The organism is Runella aurantiaca (assembly GCF_003339505.1).
GTDB lineage: Bacteria > Bacteroidota > Bacteroidia > Cytophagales > Spirosomataceae > Runella > Runella aurantiaca.
Genome location: NZ_QPIW01000035.1, coordinates 18,973 through 42,082, shown reverse-complemented (window position 1 = coordinate 42,082; position 23,110 = coordinate 18,973). Strand labels below are relative to the sequence as shown.

The 23,110-nt window shown below is 45.2% G+C and carries 12 protein-coding genes; 5 read left to right on the top strand and 7 right to left on the bottom strand.

From position 1 onward, the window contains the following. Positions 1-146 precede the first annotated feature (146 nt). Both DVG78_RS26730 and DVG78_RS26725 read left to right on the top strand, forming a co-directional pair. Positions 147-1,637: a GH3 auxin-responsive promoter family protein gene (locus tag DVG78_RS26730; protein ID WP_114464063.1), complete on the top strand. Its 1,491-nt coding sequence runs from the start codon at positions 147-149 to the stop codon at positions 1,635-1,637. Positions 1,638-1,979: 342 nt separating this feature from the next. Beyond that, on the top strand, positions 1,980-3,008 hold the full coding sequence (locus tag DVG78_RS26725; RefSeq protein ID WP_147277183.1) for a lytic transglycosylase domain-containing protein: 1,029 nt from the start codon (positions 1,980-1,982) through the stop codon (positions 3,006-3,008). Between the two features lie 80 nt (positions 3,009-3,088). Here DVG78_RS26725 and DVG78_RS26720 read toward each other — a convergent pair whose 3' ends face one another. The 5 genes from DVG78_RS26720 to DVG78_RS26700 all read right to left on the bottom strand — a co-directional run bounded on the left by DVG78_RS26720 (position 3,089) and on the right by DVG78_RS26700 (position 7,607). Continuing rightward, entirely contained in the window at positions 3,089-3,628 is a 540-nt protein-coding gene (locus DVG78_RS26720) for a YceI family protein (protein ID WP_114464061.1), read from the bottom strand. 167 nt (positions 3,629-3,795) lie between these two features. After that, positions 3,796-4,584: a polyprenol monophosphomannose synthase gene (locus DVG78_RS26715; protein WP_114464060.1), complete on the bottom strand. Its 789-nt coding sequence runs from the start codon at positions 4,582-4,584 to the stop codon at positions 3,796-3,798. Beyond that, on the bottom strand, positions 4,557-5,819 hold the full coding sequence (locus DVG78_RS26710; RefSeq protein WP_114464059.1) for a glycosyltransferase family protein: 1,263 nt from the start codon (positions 5,817-5,819) through the stop codon (positions 4,557-4,559). Before DVG78_RS26710 ends, DVG78_RS26715 begins: the two co-directional genes overlap by 28 nt. Before the next feature lie 19 nt (positions 5,820-5,838). Beyond that, positions 5,839-6,861, bottom strand: a complete 1,023-nt coding sequence (gene hemE, locus DVG78_RS26705) for a uroporphyrinogen decarboxylase (protein WP_114464058.1) — start codon at positions 6,859-6,861, stop codon at positions 5,839-5,841. Positions 6,862-6,953: 92 nt separating this feature from the next. Beyond that, positions 6,954-7,607, bottom strand: coding sequence for a metal-dependent transcriptional regulator (locus tag DVG78_RS26700; protein WP_114464057.1), 654 nt, complete (start codon positions 7,605-7,607; stop codon positions 6,954-6,956). Positions 7,608-7,892: 285 nt separating this feature from the next. Between DVG78_RS26700 and DVG78_RS26695 the strand changes: the two genes are divergently transcribed. Beyond that, positions 7,893-9,218 (top strand): Nramp family divalent metal transporter, encoded by a 1,326-nt coding sequence (locus tag DVG78_RS26695; protein ID WP_114464056.1) that lies wholly within the window; start codon positions 7,893-7,895, stop codon positions 9,216-9,218. A gap of 257 nt (positions 9,219-9,475) precedes the next feature. Here the strand turns inward: DVG78_RS26695 and DVG78_RS26690 are convergent, their stop codons facing one another. Continuing rightward, positions 9,476-14,458 (bottom strand): hypothetical protein, encoded by a 4,983-nt coding sequence (locus tag DVG78_RS26690; RefSeq protein ID WP_147277182.1) that lies wholly within the window; start codon positions 14,456-14,458, stop codon positions 9,476-9,478. Between the two features lie 155 nt (positions 14,459-14,613). On the opposite strand from DVG78_RS26690, the gene DVG78_RS26685 reads away from it, so the two are divergent. After that, complete coding sequence (locus DVG78_RS26685) at positions 14,614-15,897, top strand: DUF2851 family protein (RefSeq protein ID WP_114464054.1); 1,284 nt, start codon at positions 14,614-14,616, stop codon at positions 15,895-15,897. An 87-nt stretch (positions 15,898-15,984) separates the two neighbouring features. Continuing rightward, complete coding sequence (locus tag DVG78_RS26680; protein WP_114464088.1) at positions 15,985-17,454, top strand: M20/M25/M40 family metallo-hydrolase; 1,470 nt, start codon at positions 15,985-15,987, stop codon at positions 17,452-17,454. Positions 17,455-17,499: 45 nt separating this feature from the next. On the opposite strand, the gene DVG78_RS26675 is transcribed toward DVG78_RS26680, so the two are convergent. After that, positions 17,500-23,070, bottom strand: a complete 5,571-nt coding sequence (locus DVG78_RS26675) for an alpha-2-macroglobulin family protein (protein WP_229598328.1) — start codon at positions 23,068-23,070, stop codon at positions 17,500-17,502. Positions 23,071-23,110: the final 40 nt, after the last annotated feature.

Below are 23,110 nucleotides of genomic sequence, written 5' to 3'. Positions count from 1 at the left end.
ATAAATATCTTTAATTAAAAAAGAGGGCCCCCAATCAGGTCCCTCTTTTTCTTTTTTATTGAGCGTAATCCATAAAACGCCTATTTTTGAGGTTTCGGTCCCTGTATTTATTTTTTGCAAAGACCCCAAACCATAAAGACTCAACAATGGGCTTCCGCTCTTTTCTCAGCAAACCGCTCGCAAAATACATTTTTAACAGTGAGCAAAACTGGATGTATAATGCCCCAGCAACCCAAAATCAATGGCGCACAAAATTGGTCTCAACTGCCACAAAAACGGCCTTTGGACGTGATCATTTTTTTAAGGATGTGGCATCATACGAGGATTTTAAGCAGGCCGTTCCCGTTCGGGATTATGAAGACTTAAAAGGGTACATTCAACAGATAATCGACGGTCAGGACAATATCTTATGGCCTGGAAAACCTATCTATTTTGCGAAGACATCGGGCACCACATCAGGCACAAAATACATCCCAATCAGCGAAGATTCTATCTCCAATCATATCAATTCCGCCCGCGACGCGCTGCTCAACTATATTCATGAAACTGGCAAAGGGGCATTTTTAGACAACAAACTCATTTTCTTATCAGGCAGCCCCGTGCTAGATACCAAAGGGAGCGTGCCCACGGGGCGGTTATCGGGTATTTCTAATCATCACGTCCCTGCCTATCTGCGTACCAATCAACTACCAAGCTACGAAACCAACTGCATCGAAGAATGGGAAGAAAAATTGGAACGGATTATTGACGAAACCATTTCGCAGCCCATGTCGCTCATTTCGGGGATTCCTCCGTGGGTACAGATGTACTTTGATCGCATCATTGCCCGAACTGGAAAACCCATCAAAGATGTTTTTCCCGAATTTCAACTCTTCGTTTATGGAGGGGTCAATTTTGAACCTTATCGAGCTAAGCTGTATGAATCTATCGGAAAAAAAATAGACTCTATTGAGATGTATCCTGCCTCCGAAGGTTTTATTGCCTATCAAGATTCCCAGTATGCAGAAGGGCTGTTATTGCTTGCTGATACAGGTATTTTTTACGAGTTTATACCTACGGAAGAGTTTTTCAACGAAAAACCAACACGTTTGTCACTGGAAGAAGTCGAAGTAGGCAAAAACTACGCCCTCATTATCAACAATAACGCAGGCCTTTGGGGCTATTCCATTGGCGACACCGTTAAATTTGTTTCCAAAGACCCCTATCGTCTGTTGGTTACGGGGCGCATCAAGCATTTTATTTCTGCTTTTGGTGAACACGTCATTGGCGAAGAAGTAGAAAAAGCGCTCAAATACGCTATGCAACGACAACCCGAAACCGAAGTCGTTGAGTTTACAGTAGCTCCGATGGTGACTCCGAGTGAGGGACTCCCCTACCATGAATGGCTCATTGAATTTGCCACTCCACCCAACGATATTGAACGTTTTTCGCTCGACATTGACCATCGGCTCGCTGAGTTGAACGTTTATTATGATGACCTCGTGTCGGGCAGCATTTTGCGGCCTTTAAAAATCACAACATTGGCAAAAAATGCCTTCATTGACTACATGCGCTCACAAGGCAAATTAGGGGGGCAAAATAAGGTTCCCCGCTTAGCAAATGACCGAAAAATTGCTGATTTTCTATCCGTAGGCTAACAAAATTTTCTCTAAATCTTCATTGACTAAGCCGTCGTATACGACGGCTTAGCTGTTTTATTCCATCAATTATTTGTTGATTTCTTCTGAATACAAATTTACAAAAAGTACAAGTTTGGTCCGTTTTTTGCTATATATCTTTACCGTTAAATAATTATTTTACTACGATAAAATATAGACCGCTATATTGCAAGTGCCTGATAATCTATTGGTAAATTTTTAGGACATTGAACAATTTTTACGTATCTTTACGTTAATGTAGCTTCACAGCTATTGAAAAGCGAGGTACTTTACCCTTCTTAAAAGGCATACCTAGCAATGTTTCACTAACCAAAAATCGTTTTGAAAAGAAGACAATGTATCATTCTATCAACGCTTTTGTTGTCAAGTTTAGGAGCTGAAGCCGAGGGCTTCAATGAATCCTCATGTATTCGCTTTTGTAATGAGCCACTCCCAGTTTATGAAAGCCAAGTACTCAAGTATTTTCAATCTGCTTTGCTCCACACGGCCAGTATGCCCCTGCATCAAATTAAGCCAAGAGCACAGAAATTTTTTCAGGTCATTGACCCAATTTTAAAACAATATCAAGTTCCACTGGATTTTAAGTACTTGTGTGTAGTAGAAAGTGCGCTCAACCCTAAGGCCATCTCCCACAAAGGAGCCTATGGCTATTGGCAGTTTATGCCCCACACAGCTCGCGCGATGGGCCTCGTCGTTGACGGCCCAAAGGATGAACGCGAAAATCTGGTTAAATCTACCCACGCTGCCTGTCAGTACTTTTTAGACCTTTATCGTCAGCTCGGCTCGTGGTCGTTGGTAGCTGCTGCTTACAATGCTGGTCCTACAAAAGTGCGACGGTATTTGTCAGCGCGTGGCAAAACGAGTTATTACAACCTTCGCATCAGTGCCGAAAATCGCCGTTATCTATACCGGGTTTTGGCCGCCAAGGAGCTTTTTACTCGCCCTGAACTGTATAAGTCGGTGATTAGTGAGGAGATGACTCTCCAAAAATTCATCCGACTACACGGATTGGCACTGGGTTTGATTGCCCCTTTAAAAATAAAAGTAAAGTCTCCTAAGACAAACGAGTTTCTTACCGAAGAAACAACCGCTACCTTGGACGAAGGACTTTTAACAGGTTTTGACGATTTGATTTCGTTATCGTTTAAGCGTAACGGGACTTTCCGTTACACGCCTCCTGAGCCAATCGACGAGTTGGAGTTTGCTCAAAGTACTGACTCTAAAACGAATCTGTACTGGTGGAGAGCGCCCCGAGTTAATACTCGCCGGCGAAACGACCTGAAAGCTTTATTGGCTGAAGCTCGTAGCCGAGTGGCACGTACTCCTCACTTAAACTCCAGTTTAGTTTAGCTAGCACGTTGTATTTCAAACAAAAAGCGTCATCTCGAAAGAGATGACGCTTTTTGTTTGAACCAGAAGTTCTAATTCTACTAAGCTTGCTTAATCAGCTGGATATTGATGTGTAGTTTTACTTCGTCGCTTACCACAATTCCGCCCGCTTCAGTAACAGCCGCCCAGTTTAAACCAAATTCTTTACGGTTGACCTTACCTGCTATTTCAAACCCCACTTTCGTATTACCGTAGAAATCAACCATTTGTCCACCGTACTCGGCAGAAAGGGTTACCGATTTAGTAACGCCCCGCATGGTCAAATCGCCCGTTAAAACGTATTCATCATCACTTTTTTTAGTCAATGAGGTAGATACAAATGAAAGCGTAGGGAAATTTTCGGCATCAAAGAAATCGGCACTTTTAAGGTGGGCATCGCGCTGTTCCATGTTGGTATCAATGCTGTTAACATCGGCACTAAACTTAATAGACGCGCCTTCAAAACTATCTCCGTCAGTTTCGGCAGATGCTTCAAACGACTTAAAGCTCCCCGTTACGGTCGAAATTACTAAGTGCTTTACTTTAAATTGTACTTCTGAGTGTGTTGGGTCAGCTACCCAAGCAGTTTTTAATGTTGCCATTGTTTTATGTAAGTTTTATGTAAATCAAAATTGATGATGCAAATTTATATGTATATACATTAAATGTCAAGACATTTTTTAAATATTTTTTTTGAACAAAAAAAAGTTGCCAGTAAGCGTTTACTTACCAGCAACTTTAGGGAGAAACGACTGCAGCCAGTCACAATTTAAACCATTTCTGTAACGGGGGCTTCGGGGACCACCTCAGCTTCTGTTTGCGGAATATAAGTCTTAAAAAAACTTCTGATTTTTAAATAGAGTACCCCCAAAACCGCTTCCTTAAAAATCTTCGTAGACATTTTCGAAACGCCCTTGGTGCGGTCTGTAAAAATGATCGGCACTTCGGTTATTTTATAGCCATATTTCCACGTATTAAATTTCATCTCAATTTGAAAAGCATAGCCTACAAATCGAATATCGTTTAAACCAATCCCCTGCAACACTTCACGTTTATAGCAAATAAACCCCGCTGTGGGGTCCATAATTTCCATCCCCGTAATGAAACGAACATAGACTCCCGCAAAATAAGACATCAAAACGCGTCCCATTGGCCAGTTGACCACATTTACCCCTTTGATATACCGAGAACCAATCGCTACGTCATTTCCCTCTTTTGCACAAGCTGTATACAAACGCACCAAATCATCAGGATTATGGGAAAAATCAGCATCCATTTCAAACAAATAACGATACCCTTCGCCAAATGCCCACTGAAATCCGTGAATATAAGCCGTACCAAGCCCCTGCTTACCTTTGCGTTCAAGCAAGTGCAATTGGCCCGAATACTCCTGCTGAAGCTCTTTCACTTTCAGCGCAGTACCATCAGGAGAACCATCATCTACAACGAGTATATCAAAAGGAAGAGACAAACTAAATACCTTACGGATAATAGCCTCAATATTTTCAATTTCATTATAGGTAGGGATGACTACAAGATTCTCTTTGAAGATTCCCATATATTTTTTCGTTTTAAATTAATATCAAATCTGTTTAAAAAAGGCATCGAATAAAGACCAAATATCAACATGACAAATATCAGGCCATTTCGTACGTTAAGCATTACTACCCACAACAACTTCATTTCGACCATGCGATGATAGGAGCCTGGGTAAATTGCTATTGTTAAGATAAACGCTGCCCCAAAACAATAAATTATCGTGGGACGTAAAAAAGGGACAATCGGCAAAAACCAGATGAGGTATTGTGGAGAAAATACTTTATTACTTACTAAGAACAAAAGTAACACTACTCCAAAAGCAATCAACAACATCTCCGTAGAAACGCGATTTTGCTTCTGAAAGAAGACGTATATTACGCCCAAAACCAATAAATACGTCATGGCGAATCCCCACGATAGTACTTTCAACAGTGGAATAGTCAGGGGAGTAACCAAATGAATCGCCCCAAAATTAGTGATTGTTTGCAAGGGAGTTCCTCCTATTTTATTCCAAAGCACCAGCCATCCTCCTACCAAACTTTCAAGTTGAATACCTCTTAACTGGTGATATTTTAGGAAAGACCATACATCCTCGCCCGCCCAAAAATACATTCCTACAATTGTAAGTACTGAAATCACTGAAATTCCCCCTAAAAAAAGCGCTAAAAATCGGTATTGCTTATTTACAAAATAATAAAAAACGATTGGCGCTACAAAAATAACTGGGTATAGTTTTGCAAGAATACCAACCGCCAGCCATACGCCAGAAGCGGCTGGCGATTGCTTTACTACATAATAAATGACCAGAATCGTGGAAAACGCCACAAACGCATCATACCTAAATAGAAATATAGGCAAACTGATTACCCATAAAACCCAATAAATCAGCCGTATTTCCTGGACTTTTGGCGCTTCTAAAAATGTATTCGCTATTTTGAAAGCAATCCTCCCTGTATAAAAGCCGAAAACAATATTTTGTAGCGCAAAAAAAACGACAAAGCCATAAAAACCTGTTTCCCCAATTTGACACAACAATTGGGGAAACAGCATGGTAAGAATGGCCAATGGTGGGTATTCCAGCTTAAAATCATGGTAAGGCACTAGCCTGTACACAATTATATTTTTGGAAAGGTCATAGTAGACCTGCAAATCCCCCAAATGCACCGAGAAATTACGAAGGGTTACCACTACCTCAAAACACACAAACAACCCTACAAATACAAGTATATTTTTTCTAAACAGGGCTGAATTCATGCATATTAATTAAGTGGAATCAGTGCGATTTTACAGCATTAATAAAACAACGTACCTTTTCAGGATCGGTGTCCGGATATACTCCGTGGCCTAAGTTAGCAATATATCGCTGATTACCAAAGGCATCCAGCATTTTTCGAACTTCTTTTTCAATTTGACTAAAAGACGAATAAAGCACACAGGGGTCAAGATTTCCCTGTAAGGTCTTGGTAGGAATCAACTGGCGCGACTCCTCAATATCCATGTTCCAGTCCAGCCCTACTACTTCGCAGCTTAATTCGCCGATTTCTTTACGCGCAAAAAAGGCCCCCTTGGCAAACACTGTAACGGGAACTTCGGTGATTGCGTCACAAATTTGTTTGATATAAGGCAACGAATACTCTCGATACTGCGTTGGCGACAAGATTCCCGCCCACGAGTCAAAGATTTGAACCAAATTTGCCCCCGCTGCGATTTGTGCTTTTAAGTACAAAATGGTGCTGTCTGTGATTTTTTGGAGCAATTTATGGGAAAATTCAGGGTCAGCATAAAGGGCTTTTTTGGCCACTGAAAACGTTTTTGAACCTTTGCCTTCCGTCATATAGCAAAAGATGGTAAACGGCGCGCCCGCAAAACCAATCAAAGGCACTCGACCGTTGAGTTCTTTCTTTACAATACGAATGGCCTTCAGCACATACCCTAAATCAGCTTCAGGGTCAGCGATTCGCAATTGGTCTATATCGCCCATTGTTTTCACCACCTTCGGAAACACCGGCCCGCGTTTTTCTTCCATTTCGTAGGGTAAGCCCATCGCTTCGGGCACCACCAAAATATCGGAAAAAATAATCGCCGCATCTACCCCTAGCAAATCTACGGGTTGAATAGTGACTTCGGCGGCCAGTTCTGGCGTAGTAGCAAGTTGAATAAAGCTACCAGCTTTTTCGCGCACGGCACGGTATTCGGCCAATATTCGCCCTGCCTGACGCATCATCCAAACAGGTACACGTTCGGTTTTTTCTCCTCGCGCAGCCCGCAGGAGAAGGTCATTTTGTAATAATTCCATACTGCAAATGTACAAAGAAGCTGGTAGTAGGTTGGTGAGATGGGGAGAAATATCAACAACACTGCCTAAAGAAGTTCGAAAAAATTTAACTGTTATTTTACCAAAAGGTTTTTTGCAACTTCATGACTGACAAACAATGTACGTACGTTGTCAATCAAAACGCTAACTGATTTATCAAAATCGCTGATTTCGTTCACTTTTAGTTGACAACCGAGCGTGAGGCCCGCTTTATCCAAATGCTGCAAAAACGCGGGGGAATGTTCCGATACTCCCGTCATAATTACCGTAGTTCCTTCCACAATTTCTGAGAGTTTACGGTAAATAAAACGGGGCATTTCGCCAGCAGCGTTGGGGATTGGGTCGCCGTGGGGGTCAAACTTGGGATACCCCAAAAAAGCGTCCAGTTTTTCAATCAGGCGCTCCGAGCGTATATGTTCCAGTTCTTCGGCAATCACGTGTACTTCGTCCCAGCCAAACTGAAGTTTTTCGGCCAAAAAAACTTCCCAAAGACGGTGCTTCCGAATGACCAGCAACGCAAGCCGCTCACCTTCTTCGGTCAAGGTGACACCCCGGTATTTTTGATAATTGATCAATCCTTTCTCTGCCAACCGCTTAAGCATGTCTGAAACCGACGCCGCCCGCGTATTGGTACTGTCGGCGAGGGCATTGGTTGAAACACCTTCCTGAGTCCCTATTGACAGGTAAAAGATGGTCTTGAGGTAATTTTCTTCCGTGAATGAATACAAGACTTTACATTTTGTTTCAACAAAAAAACAAAATTTAGCTCACTTTTCTGCACTCAATATTTCAACATCTTTGATAAACCACTGAAATTCAATAAAAAACACTTGGCAACTTTTATTAAAACAAAAAGTTTAGAAACGATAAATAAAAAATTTAGACTAATCTAAAAAAATTATTTGAAACCCCTTATATTTGTATTGCCTATTATTAACAAGCCATAAAAACACCTCGGTGGCACAGCTGTTTTGAGTACTAAAAGCTGTGCCGCCACAAAACGAACAAAAACAATGAAATTAATACTGTCTACCCAAAATATGCCTCTCGACCGCCAATCCCTTTCCGAAACCAACGCGAGCATTGCCGTACACACAAAAGGCAGTTTTTGGAAAAAAATGTCGGCCTATATTGGACCAGGTTTAATGGTTGCCGTTGGATATATGGACCCCGGAAACTGGGCGACCGACATCGCAGGCGGAGCGCGCTTTGGCTATACGCTGTTGTCCGTTATTCTGATATCCAATCTTTTTGCCATGCTTCTGCAACACTTATCGCTCAAGCTGGGCATTGCCACGGGCATGGATTTGGCGCAGGCTTGCCGCGCTTATTTTCCCAAAAAAGTAGCCCTCGTTTTGTGGGCATTGGCCGAAATAGCCATTACAGCCTGTGATTTGGCCGAAGTTTTAGGCTCCGCAATTGCCCTCAATCTGCTATTTCATATCCCATTATCGGTAGGGGTAGTCATTACTACGTTGGATGTATTGCTGATTTTATATTTTCAGAACAAAGGTTTTCGAATTATCGAAAGCATTGTGGGTGGGCTGATTGCCGTTATATTGATGTGTTTTGTGTACGAAGTCATCGTTTCACACCCCGAATGGAGCCAAGTAGCGGGTGGATTGATTCCGCAAAAAGAAGTGATTACCAACCCAGGGATGTTGTACGTAGCCATTGGTATTTTGGGCGCTACAGTCATGCCGCACAACTTATATTTACACTCCAGCATTATCCAAACCCGCGCCTACGCACGCACGGATGAAGGGCGCAAATCGGCCATTCGTTATGCCACTATCGACTCCACGGCGTCGCTCGGCATTGCATTTTTTATTAACGCGGCCATTTTGATTTTGGCAGCGGCTACTTTTCATACCACAGGCAACCAACAAGTAGCCGACATCACCGACGCCCACCACCTCCTCGACCCGCTCTTGGGCAGTCGATGGGCCAGCGTGCTTTTTGCCGTAGCTTTGCTGGCCGCCGGACAAAACGCCACCATCACGGGCACTATGGCGGGGCAGATTGTAATGGAAGGATTTTTGAATCTACAAATGAAACCGTGGCTTCGCCAGCTCATCACGCGGCTGATTGCGATTGTTCCAGCGCTGTTTGTTGCCATCCAATACGGCGAACATGGCACGAGCGAACTGCTTGTTTTCAGTCAAGTAATTCTCTCTATCCAATTGAGCTTTGCCGTGATTCCCCTGATTCTTTTCACCAACAAACGCGACTGGATGGGTCGTTTTGTCAACTCACGTTTACTTTCTACGGTTAGTTGGGTAATTGCTGCCATCATTGTGGTGCTGAATGTATATTTATTGATAGATACTTTCACTTAGCGGTATTTTACCTGAAAAAATACCTGAATTCCGGTATTGTGGCCTACTATATAAACACAGATATTTGCGTTCATAAAATCTGGGCTCCTTTTTTGAAGGGACACTAACATCATTATAATTTTTCCTATTAACAGCCTTTCCACTTTTTTCAATTGTTTTCAGCAGCTTTATGGTGTTGTATTACATTTGAATCACAAAACAAATCGGCCAGTGATGAACTACGCTCATCACTGGCCGATTTGTTTACTCTTTTTTCGCTAAAATCCTTCTTTCTCCTCTTCCTTCTCTTTTTTCTTAGCAGGAACTTTAGCGGGCGTCTGCGCTACTTTTGCCCCTGGCTTGGCTTTCGGGTCAGTCGGCTTGGCCGCCGTTTTCGTATCCTTTGCCGTTGATGTTTTCGGGTCTTTCTTACCCTTGGCAGGAGTTGCTTTATCGGCTACTTTTGTATCGGTTTCCTCCGCTATTTCTTCTTCGGCCTCCGTCTCTTCTACTTTAGGTTCTTTGGTTTTGGCGGGAGCGGCGGCCGCAGTTTTGGTTCCGCCGCTAGGAGCGGCTTTGGTAGGAGTACCCTTGGTTGGTGCCTTGGTATCTTTGGCCAATGTAGGCTTTTTAGGTCTTGGGCGGTACATTGACATGAACCTACTCACAAACATATCGCGCTCTTCTAGCCCGATGGGCAGTACCGTTGACTCCTTTTTATCCCTTGATTTAACCGTAATAAAATCATTCACTTCCTGTACCGACGACACCATCGCCAGTTTTCCTTGCTGCCAGTCAAAGTAATACCAAACATCTTCCGACGACTCAATGTAGATACTCACCTCATCGCCCCGGGCATTTTTACGGATTTCAACCATGCCTTCCAACTCTGCATTTATGTCGGTGTTACCGAGGTTTGACACCCCGATTTTGCCCACACTATAAAACGCATTTTGCGGTGCCGACCACCTCAAATCAACGTTTGATAATACCAACGACGCATTAAATTTGGGCGACGCATCAAACAGCGGCTTATACGCCGCCGCCGTACGCGCAATGTAGCTATCGGTGGCTTTTCGGCCGATTAAGGCGGTCAATTTGGCCCCTAAACGTTCAAAATCAGGCTCTGCAGGGTCGCTGTTTTGTTCGTCAAGATTTGTTTGCACAATATTCTCCGCCGCTTTGGTAATAATCTCCCGATTGGCGGGAAAACTCATCGAAAGCAACGTATTAAAACGATACGAAGTACTGTCAATGTTTGTTTGCACACTTCCCGACGCCAAAATCATCTTTTCTCCTTCTTTCTCGCTCCGTTCGTTAATCAAGTTAAGTTTTCCGAGATAACTGATGGTGCCTTTGACATCGTTGAAGGTGTACGCATTTTCTTCATCCACCAACTCATCCGCTGATTTTGTCTCGGGAATAATTTTAAATAATTTGCTCTTCGCATCAAAACGCAACAACCCTTGCGCCTCAAAAATAGTCTGGTCATTGCGGGCTTCTTTGGGCGATAAAAACGTACTGTATAACCCGTCAGCCCCCGCACGATAGTGCAATCCGACCGAAATCGGCAAATCAGACTCGTTTTTGAGGGAGGGGGTTACTTTCAACGCCACATCTTTGGTCGGTGTTTCTTTGAACGGAATCCACGATGCGACCAAATCGGGTCGTTTCTTTATAATGGGCTTGATGTAGCCGTCAAATTGCAGGTTTGGCTCGGGGGCCAACATCGTCATGCCACCTTTGTACTGCAACCTCGGTCCCACCACAAAATTATCAGCCTCCACAATCTCTGCCCGCGCAACGGTCGAAAATACCTTTGTTTTGCTCTGTGGAACGCGGGTACTAGTTGACGCCGACGCCGTGGTTATCTGACGCAAATCAAAATTGCCCATTTTGACGGGAATGGTGTCATTGGTTACCGTAGCATATAGGTAGGTGGCATCGCCTGAGAATTTTGTGCGGGACACAATCTGAATATTTCCGTTTTTCAGGCGGTGGTATTCATTCAACGTATCAAGGACCAAACGTGCGTTTTTAAACGGTGTCATTTCTCCGTTGCGACGCACCACCACCAAACCCTTGTCAGGCAGCACCTTGGCATCAGCGGCTTTGATAAACGGTACACCTCCGATGTTGAGCGTCATTTTTTCAATCTCATACAATGCCGACGAGCCATTGAAGGTCAAGCCTTCTTGTTCGGGTGCGGTCGCCGTAAATGTCGACGTAGCCACATCGCCTTTCATCGCAATGGTTTTGGCATTAATATTCCATTGCGCGCGGTTGATAGACGTTCGATACGAGGCAAACGGAAAATCCATCGACGTGTTTTCTAACGAATTTTTGTTCGTAGAAATCCCCACCAATCCTTTCACGATGTTGAAATCAATGTCTACATTTTGCCCTAACAACACTGGCCGGGTGGCGTTGGTAGCGGAGATAATTTTATACTGCGACTCGCCCGCCAAAAACCCTTCTTTGTTAAATTTAATGTCCTGAGAAGTAAGCTCGGAGTCGTCGCGACGCAGAAGGCCCTTGCCGTACAATCCCGTAGAGCGCAGCACAATACGTCCGTCTAGCTTGGTGGTAGCGTTATAAAAATTAAAGGTATTTCCCTTGGTAGTCAGCGACATACTATCAGCTTTAGGCATCCAGCGTAGGCTATAATTGCGTAGCTCTACTTTAGGAAAATAGGCTTTGCCAATGGTCGCTTCCTTGATTTCTGCCTCCGCTCCGCTCGCAATCAACGAATCAGACATAAACAGCATGGCTTGGGTCGGAATCCGCGCGCTCAAGTGGGCAATTTCGCCCTGCGAGCGCAGCCCTTGCTTATCCATGACCAGTTCTTTTGTAAACTTGATGGTGGTATTGGACCCGTAGACTTTATAACCAGCCGCAGGAGGTGTGTAATTGAACCCTAATGAATTGTCGGGCATGGAGCGCAGTTGTGCCTGAAACGGCGGGAAAATCCCGCCCGAATTAAAGGTCCCGATAAACACAATGTCCTGCGTACCGAGGCTGTCATAATCCAGTGAAGGAATTTTGAAAAAGACTTTTTTATCGTAGGCTAGCTCTCCCCGATCGGGTTGGTCAAAATAAACCGTCATCCCTTCGGGCACACTCAGACGCGGAAAGACCGAGTTTTTCTTCCCACCCGCTTTATTGCCAGGGTCGTTCAGGTAAATTCTCCCAGATTTTTCGTAGACAATATCCCCGCCAACTTCGGTCGAACTTCCTTTATCGTAGGCTTCTTTGGGAATATACGTAATCTTATCAATTTTGTTCAAGTCCACAAAAAACTTGTCGTAATTAAACATCAAATCGCGCCCATTGAACCTAAAGTTGGCTGACATTAGCAAGCCATTCATCATAAAATCCCGATTCTTATAGACTTTGATTTGCTTATCCGACGGAAACGCCACGATTTTTAGGGAATCACTAATGGTAAATTTATCAACACCCCTAATCGTTAATACATTGTCTTTAAGGTCAATAGAAGCATTGGCAGTGGTACTGTTGGCAGGATAGAGCGACGACACCAAAAAGTTATCAAAGTCGGTTTGTTTGTTATTAGCAAGTACGTACAAAAGCCCTTTGTTGGCCATTCGATACAATCCCGTCTTGGGCTCAATGGCCAAATACCCATCGGCATTCAGCTGACTGAATGCCGTACGCAGCGCCGCCGGGTCACGTTTATAAAACAGTGCGATGTCTTCGGCAAAAAAGGTAGGTGTTTTTTGTTTGGAAATATAGTTGGCCACCATCAGCAGCGGATGAAAACCGTATTGCTCACTCATGGCCCGAAAACGCTCAGACTTGAAAAAACTAAAGGATTCAAAACGAACAGGAACGACATTTTTGCCCGCAATAACCGAAAACTCAATTTCATTTTTCACAAAACTCCAGCGTACCATTTCGGCGTCGATGTACATTTTGTGGTAAGAATCGGTAAAAGAGGTATTTTGATAACCCGTTCGCTCGGCTTTTTGAACCTTTACCAGCCCTTCTGAGTCGTTGTAAGAAAGTCGAATGGCGGGGTGATACAAAGAATCTTTATCGCCCAAATAAGTTGCAAAACTTGCCAACGGCGACGTAATGAGGGAGTCGGCAAATTCAAACCGACGGCTCGTTGATTTAAACGCTATTTTGTTGCCGTTGCTGATAATCAGCGTTGAAGGCTCCTGACTTAGCGAACCGCTCGATAGTTTCAAACCTACCAACGACACACCGCCTTTATAGCGCATATTTTTGCTCAACCCCTTCAATTGGGCATCATTCTGATAGGAGACAAACCGTGGATATGGCGAGGGCTGCCCCTTGGGCCGCCGCTTGCTTTCGTACTCAAAAAGTCCATCAACGGGTTGGGCGAGCTTGGCCGTATAGTTCAGCTTAGCGTCATCGGTAATGATTTTTGGTAAGCCTACGTTAAAACTATACCCACCAAATGTAACGTAGACATCGGGCGTACCCGCCATCTCCCAGGTCATTTTCCCGCCTTTTCCGAGCCAAATTCCTTCTTTGACCGCCAACTGCCCGTTGGTTTGGGTGATAGGAACGGAGTCATTGGCGGTGGTCATGACCAAGTTTACGTTTTTGAATTCAACAAGCGCTCCCATCACGGTGGGCAAAGGCTTTTTTTCGTAAGCGGTGGCGCTGCTGAGCAACCCCGTCGAATCGGCAGTCACACTTCCCCATCCGTCATTGGCGGCGGCAGGTTTGGTCGAGTCGGTGGCTTTGGCGGCATCGGCAGCCGCATCCACAAAGCGAAAGCTGAACGTGCCCTCGAAGGCAAACAAACGGTTAAAATTTGAGAGATAAATCAGGCGATTTTCAAACAGGTTTCGTGCCGTTTCGAAATATTTAAGCGCGCTTTTGGTATCGTAGGTTTCCACCACTTGCGTGGCCACGGTCAGGTAATTATCAACTTCGGCGGGGTTGGCGTAGGTGCCGTTAAAGGCCGCGTTGATACCGCTAAAAAACTGCTCAAAATGCGGCATGGCGGGTTTGTAGCCCTTGGCCACCATGCGCCGCGAGAGCGCAACGATACTTTTTTGGTGGTTTTGCGTCAAACGACTGTCTAACCACAGTGTTTCTAGGTTCTTAGCTGCTTTGACATACGCTGGACTCCCACTCATCGCCATCATTTTTTGCGCATCGGCAATGAACTGCGCGGGGTCTTCTGAGAGCTTTACAACTTGGGCTTGTGTGTTTAAACCCAACAGGATAAGAACAAATAGTATAAGTAATGAGAATGGTTTCATAGACAGGTTTTTAAAACAAACTCTTAAGGGTAATATTGAAATCACTTAGCTCCACTATGTGGACACGCACATGCTCATAAACACAACGTAATTTGAAGAAAATAAACCATTTAATATAACTCAATTTAAGGCCTTTTTATTTTGAATCAACGCCCATGTCTGAAGATTTTCTGTATTTCCTGTGGCAATTTCAATATTTCCAAAAAACCAACCTGCAAACCGTTACGGGTGAGGCGCTTCAGATTTTGGCCGTGGGGCTACGCAATACCAATGCAGGGCCCGATTTTCTGAATGGGCGGGTGCTCATCGACGGATTGGAATGGGTGGGTAACGTCGAAATGCACCTGCGAAGCTCCGATTGGCACCGGCATACCCACACGCACGACCGCGCCTACGACAGCGTGATATTGCACGTGGTCTGGGAAAACGACGCCGTCATTGCCCGCCCCGATGGTTCGTTGGTGCCTACACTCGCGCTCAAACCGCTGACTGCCTTGGTGTTACTTCAAAAATACCATTCGCTCATCGACAACCACGAGGTGATTCCGTGCGCTGGTCAATTTGAACACGTACCCGAACTCCAAAAACGCTCCATGCTCGACCGCGCACTCCTGCAACGCCTCCAACGCAAGGCCGCCACGGTGCATGAAATGCTGGTGCGAAATCAGCAAGATTGGGAAGAAACGACCTATCAGTTGTTGGCCCAAAACTTTGGCTTTAAAATCAACGCCGAACCGATGCTTAGATTGGCGCAGGGACTCCCCCTCAAAGTCCTGCAAAAGCACCGCGACAATCATACCCAACTAGAAGCAATGCTGTTGGGCCAATCGGGGCTGCTCTCCAACGCGCAAGGTTCTGACGATTATTCCCATACGCTAGAACGTGAATATACTTTTTTATCGGCCAAGTATGGCCTGAATTCCCACCAACTCCGCCTACATGAATGGAAATTTTTACGTCTGCGTCCCGCCAATTTTCCAACGGTGCGACTTGCCCAATTGGCCACCCTGATTCAGCAGCAAACAAGCTTTTTTTCGTTATTCATTCATGCCGAAAATGTTGAACAATTGAGTCGGTTGCTACGCGTTGAGCAATCGGTTTATTGGCAAAAACATTATTTATTTCAGAAAGAGGCGTCGGCAAAAGTAGCCCTATTGGGCAAATCATCGGTTGAAAATATCGTCATTAATACCGTCATTCCGCTTTTAGTGGCTTATTCGGAAGCCCGCGACAATCGCGTTTTTTTGGATAAAGCGATGGACTTTTTAGAGCAACTCCCTACCGAAAAAAACCACATAACAGAGATATGGGCCGCGTTGGGACAAACCACGAAGACGGCATTTGATTCGCAAGGTGTTATTGAAATTTATACGCATTTTTGCCAACCCAAACAGTGTTTAAATTGCACGATTGGCACATCCCTTCTGCGTCACACCTAACCGTTTGATAATTACTTTTGACGCGAAGAAACGATAATGTCTGCTTTTTTGTATTTTTATAAGTTCTTAACGCTTCCACAACCCCGTATGTATCGTCAAGTTTTATCTGCTTCTTCAGTAAGCCTTTTGTTGGTCGCTTTGTTGGCTTTCCGAGGCGACAATGAATTCGTTTCTTCCTTCCAAAAAATCAACGAAGATGTCCTTAAAAACAGCCGAGCGTACGAAACTTTAGGCAATGCGGTATCTACCATCGGCCACCGACTGACGGGCAGTGTCAACGGTGCCAAAGCGGAGCAATATGCTTTTAATCTGTTCAAAAAGTACGGCTATACAGATGTAAAATACCAACCGTTTGAAGTAGAATCATGGATGCGCGATACCGTTACGCTGGAAGTTGTCCCCAATAAAAGCGATAATTTTCGAAGTGTACCCGTGGTGGCCTTGGCGCACTCGCCCGTGCAGGCGCGGGTCAATGGTGCCATTGTTGATGTTGGCAACGGCTTAGAAGAAGACTTTGAGGCTGTAAAAGAGCAGATTAAAGGCAATATCGCGATGGCAAACATCGGCTTGGTCAACGGGAAACCCGGTCAAAAGAATCTACACCGCTCCGAAAAAACAGCCTTAGCCATTCAATACGGTGCTACGGCGATTATCACGGTCAATCAAGTTCCTGGTAATGTACTGCTGACGGGAACCGCTTCTGTGACTGGCTCGCTGATTTCCATTCCTGCCGTGAATATTTCGAAAGAAAGCGGCGAAGAAATCAGAAATTGGATAAAAGTAGACACGGATTTGCACGCCATTGTGGATATGCGCAACGTCAGTAAAAAAATCAAAGCCCGCAACATCATTGCCACTTTGCCCGGAAAAACCGACGAGCGTATCATCATCGGAGGACATCTGGATTCGTGGGATTTGGCCACGGGTGCCACCGATAACGGTCTTGGTTCTTTTACCATTATGGACATAGCCCGTGCCTTTAAAGCCCTTAAATTAAAACCAAAACGAACCATTGATTTTGTACTTTTCATGGGTGAAGAGCAAGGATTATTGGGCTCGCGTCAGGTGGTGAAAGAACTCGTAAAAAATAAGCAGATTGACAAGGTAAAATTCATGATGAACCTCGACATGACCAACAATGTACAGGGCATGAACGTAGGTGGGCGCGATGAGTTGGTTCCTTTTTTTCAAGCCGTTGGCGAACAAATAAAGAAAGTAGACGCAAACTTTGCCAACTTGGTCGGCAGTCGTGCGGCACTGCATTCGGACCATCAGCCTTTTATGTTAGAGGGGATTCCTACGGGCGCACCTGCGGGTCGTTTAGCACCTAATGTATTCGGCTGTTACCACGCCGACTGCGACAACTTCAACCTTGTCAATCGGGAAGAAATGACCAATGGTGTGCGTTTTTCGGCCATGTTGCTCTACGCACTCGCCAACGCCGATGCTCTTCCTGCCAAAAAATTGGACAGCAACAAAACCCGCGATTTACTCGTAGCCCAAGGCCTTAAAAAAGAATTGATTTTGGGAAAAGACTGGAAATGGAACGATAATTAACATCATTTATTTACGGGACGCTCTAATGACGTCCCGTAAATAACCTCAATCTACTTTCACTTTTCCTCCTCCCGAATAGCTTCTGAAATCTCCTGAATACATCGCATCCGCCGAAACGGGGCCGAGTGTGAATGTACCTTTGGTAATCACACGCACCATGTAATAAAACGTCTTCGGCGTGTTATCGGCAGTAGTGTAATAATTGATGCGGTCGTCGCGAATATCGAAATGATTTGGGATGCTCGGCGCTTTAATCCATGGCATATCGCGCGGCTCGGTTAGGCGTGGATTTTCAATTTCAAAGGCTGCGGGAAGCAAATCCGTTAACACCACATTTTCCACGGGCGAGCCATCGGTACTTGTCAGCGTGATTTTCACCACCACTAAATCATTTTGACGAAACGTACTCAATGGCTGACCGTTGCGGCTCAAAAACTGCTTGCGTACCCGCAACCCTGCATCCTCTTCTACATACGCACCCGTAGCATTCAGCCCTTCGCTTTGCGCAAACCAATAAAGGGAACCTTTGCCGGAGGCTGTAATTTGCAATTTACGGTTTGCGATTTGTGATTGTAATACCAAATCTTTCCCATCAAATGCCGCCAACTGCTTACTGCCTACCGCTAACTTAGCCGTTACCGTCGAGCCAGCATTTTTCTTAGCCAATTTACCCAAGGCTAAAAAGGAAAACGCCGCTTCTTGCGTGTTGAGGTACGCGGTGGAATTCAGGGCTTGCGACAATCGACGCGCCAACGTAGGAATTTGAAGATTACTGGCATCTGTTTCAATCAGCGTATTTAGCGTCAACGCTAAATTTCGAATAGGCGACGCAAAACTACCGCTCAATTGACGCGCTGAGCGGGTTTCGGCCAAAGCAGTTGGCAATAAAGCAACGTAACTGCGTTCATCCCCAATCTGCTTAAAAGCCGCCGCCAGCAAATAGCGCGTATCTGAAGTCAGCAACTGTTGATTTTGTTTGTAATAATTCATAGAGGCGCGATTGGCTTTTCCGCCCAGCGCCAAGGCATATAGCGAGTACAGCGACGAACGGCTCGCAATCGTCACCTGCGTATAGCCACTTGCTTCGTCGTAGGTGTAGTCATACTCGGTAGCGGGTGAGCCTGTTTTTACGGTCAAATAATCCAACATGCGCCCCAAAGCCGATTGATTGATTTCGAATCCTGCGCGTTGAGCTTCGATAAGAAAATGAGTAGCGTAGGCCGTTCCCCAAGAAGACTCTTCGGTGCTGGCGGGCCAGTAGCTCACCGCACCGCTCGGCAACTGCATACTTTCTATTTTTTGAATGGCCGCCTGTACGTTGAAAGTGGGATTAAAATCACTCTCTCCGCTTTTAACCACGTAGGTCTTTGGCGCAATCGACTTGGCGATGTCGGCAAAATACAGTTGAGGGAATGCCTTGGAGATTGTCTGCTCAATACAACCGTGTGGATAGCCCAACAGATAATCCAAGGCTTTGGCATATTGCACCATCGGCGAGCGGCTCACCACCAATTTACTGCTGACCGTTGAAGGAATAAAACCATTTCCACTTAAATCAACAGTTCCTGCACTCCCACCAGCAATCACGCCTGATTGTGATGTTTTAAGCAATGAAGTGGCAGGACGTATGGTTAATTCCGTCTTCTCTACAAACTTTTCTTTGCCGTTGTTGACCGTCACAGTCACACTACCCGTGCCCATTGCTTGTGCAGCTTTTACCACAAATGAAGTACGACTTTCTTTTTCGGGTGCAATGCTCAGCGTTTGACTTTTGGCTTGCAGATTCTGAAGCTGACCGTTTACACTCAGGCTTACCTGCACGTTGGCCGCCGTTTTTTCAGTATTGGTTACGTTGACGGGAACAATAAGTTCATCATCTGGACTCAAAAAGCGCGGCAAAGCAGTACTAATCACGATGGGGTCTGCCACTTTCATGTTTTTGTTGCCCGAACCAAAACCATTGTCTTTATAGGCCACGGCCATGATGCGTAAGTCGCCCGAAAATTGGGGAATATCGACTTCAAATTCAGCTTCCCCGTCCATGCCAGCGTCCAGTTGCCCAGACCAATAAGCCACCAAGTTGACCCGTCCGTTGGAGAGCGGATTGATGCGTTTTTCTAAATCATAACCATCTCCCCCCACGCTGCTGGTGGAAGCCAGTGAAAGTTCGGGAAACAGAAATGGGTACAAATCGTGGCTATTGACCTCCAAGGCACGTTTTTGGTAAAAGAACCCATGAATATCTGGCGTTTGAAAATTCTTGATTTGTAAAATCCCTTCATCCACCACCGCCACGGTCACCTGCGCATTGCGGGCCGTTTTGATACGAATCTTTTGCTTGGTTTTAGAACGAGACTTTTCTACGGCAACAATCTCCACAGGTAATTTCGTATCTTCATCTTCGACTTTGACCGAGGCAAACCCGTGCGCCACGGTCAACGGCAAGTTAGAGTTGTCCAACGGTCGAATCAAAGTTGCGGAAATAAAGACATTCGGCAAATGATTGCTGCCCACTGAGAAGCTGAATTCGGCAGATTTGTTATCGGTCGTTAAATAGGTGTGTTCCAGTATTTTATTGCGCTCGACCGTAACCAATAATTTACCCACAAACGGTGTTTTGAACAAAACCGTGGCTTTGTCACCTACTTTATAACTTGGTTTGTCAAACTCCATCAGCACTTCGCCTTCATTGCTCACTTCAAACGACGAGGCCGAAGTACTTCCCCACCCGTATGCGTAAAAATTGACCACCGAATACCCCGCGACTGGTGTCCCCACCGCCCCACTCGTACGCCGTATCCGCACTTCATATTCGCCCGACACCGTAGGCACATAACGCACTTCTGCCAAACCGTTTTTAAAATTCACGACGTTGGAATACACCACTTTTTCGCGCTTTTTGGAAGAATAACGCAATTGATCATTTTGTTTTTCCACGACCGTCTGGTAGTCCATGCGAATCACCTCTACCTGCGCCTGCACCGTTGCTTTGGGCTTGCCGTCTTTATCGACCGCCACCAACCCAATAGGTACGGGCGCATTGAGCCCCACGTAGTTATCGGCCATTTTTACCCCGTAAAATACCTCCTGCGTAAACACATCAAAGCGCTTGAGACGATTGACAGGGCGGCCCGTTTCGTCAAAAACAGTCACGTAAATTTTTCCTTCCAACACCCCCAAATCCTTGTATTCGACAGGGAGCGGAAATGCTTCTTTCGCTAATCCATTATCATCGGTCACGCCTTGTCGCAGTACATTTTCAAATTTTGTAGCAGTACCATCGGGCATATCAAAAATGTACTCTTTGTAGTTGGCGGCAAAAAAAGCTTTGCGCTTGAGCGAAAACTCCATTTCATAGTTGCGCCCCGACGCGGGCGGTCCAAACAGGTTGAGCGCAGTCGCGTTGAGCGTAATGGTTTGACCCGTTCGGTAAAATTCCTGATTGGTTTTGGCGTCTACCTTGATGCGGTCGGGCATAAACTCCTCAATATTCAGCTTTTTAGAAGCCAGCAACACATCGTTTGCGTTGTATATTTCCACGCTGTAGCCACCCGTCACGGCGGCTTTGTCGAGCGCTAAAGAAGTTTCTACCGCACCTTCACCGTTGGTCGTTACGCGATAAGTTTTGAGTTCTTTTCCGTTGGGTAGCAGCACTTTAATTTTCAACGGCACCTCCCCTACACTTTTCCAGTTTTGCTGTCGCACCACGGTATTGAAGTGAATCGTCTCGCCAGGGCGATAAATATCGCGGTCGCCGTAGATAAAAGCTTCAAAACCCGAATTATTGTCGCGCTTGCCCTCCACTTCAAAGCGAGAAGTTTCAACCTGCGTATCTTCCAGAAGGAGATAATTAAAATCAGCATCGCGACTTTGGGCTTCACCGCTGTGGGCCACGACCATCGCGATGGAAAAATTCGGGGCTTTTTCCGATAGTTTTTCAAACTTAACCACGCCTTTGTTGTCGGTCTTTCCTGTCAACACCGTTTGGTTATTAGAAGAAATAAGGCTAATTTCTAACTTATCTAGTGGCTCGGCGGTTTTGATGGAATTGGCAAACACCCACAATTCATCTTTGCCCTGCTTCGCAATCAATCCAATATCCGACAACGAAACCAATTTATTCGCGCGTTGGTATTGCTCATCTTTCGACTGGACGGTTACCAAATAAATTCCACGAAAAGCATTGGGCGCATCTGGCAAGCCCAGATTAAGCGCCGAAACGCCTTTTACTTTGGGGAGGTTATCGGTCTCAACGGTCTTATCCACCACAAGGTCGCTGTAAGATTGGTTGTCATCTTCCTGATAGTTATACGCGCCTGTAGGTCCCCAATTGTCGTCGCCGCCCAAATAGCCGTACTCTTCGTAGCGGTTATTTCTGAGGTACTGCAAAATGTTATTTTCATATATCTTGGCGATTTTCACCTGCACTTTAGGCACGTTCACAATCTGAACCCCAACGTTACGCGCGCCTTTGGAAGAAAGATACACGGCTTTTTTATTGACAAAGCCAATGCTCGCGGGCATCAAGCCAAAAAACAAATCTTTACTGACCGCTTCTTCCAGATTCGCACCCAAAACGCCTTTCACTTGGTCGGTGAGGGTCAGTACGTACGTATCCGTTTCGTTAAAATCTCCCCGAATGACAAAACCGTTTTCGGTCAGTTCTGCCTTGGTCTGCACGGCGGGCTGAATGGTATAAAAAGTCGACAAATCTACATTTTGAAGTTCCTGCGTGGTCACGACACGCACCATGCCCCGGTTGTTCTCAAAACCCGTTTTTACCTCTTTTACTTCGAGGGTCGTGGCGGACGGAATCGTGCTAGAGAGCGCAATATTTTCTTTGCTTACATAGGCGGTATTGGGCACTTTCAAGCCTTTTTCGACCGAAAGTTCCAGCGGTTGCTCGTTTTTATCAGCGGCGGCATCGTTCAACGAAACCGTAACGGCCTCAGATGTTTGCGATTGAATAATGGAGGAGTTAAGTGCTTTCTCCTCACTTTTCACTTTCAACTTTCCGCCCACGTCGCTCCCATTAACAGCATAATTAAAATGCAGTTTGGCTTTGGCCAATGCTTTTCCCGTTTCGCGCGATTTGGTCCAGTAGGTTTCGGCGTCGGTAAGTTGGAGGTAAGGTGTATGAAATTCTATTTCTTCGCCCGATACGTCATATCGTTTTTCAATGGTTTTCTTTGCCAGCTCTTTGCTCAGCTCGGCGCGGTATTCGGTGGCGGGCTCAAAGCCGCTTGCGGGCGAAAAAATCAGTTCGTTGGGCGCGGTCCACTTAAATTTCCCCGCCACGGCAGGGATAAATTCCACAAATTTGGTCGACTCCCAACTGTTCAGTTCCGACTCAGAAACAATGTCTTTGTTGAAAGTAAAAACCAGATTTTGAGCCAGGTTGATCTCATCATCAAAATTTCGCCCCACCACCCGAAGTTCGTTGAGTTTTCCACATTGTGTGAGGAAAAGTGTGGAAAAGAGAAGTGTAAAAAGGGAAAGACGAACGAATTTGATTTTAGGACGATAAGTATCTTTGTCATTCTGAAAGAAAGTGTTTTCAGACCCTTTCAGGGGGACAAAACAGGCTTGGAAGCGACTGCTAAACAGGGAGCACATTAGGGTGAGAGGTTTAGAATTTAAGCGTATTAACGCTAAA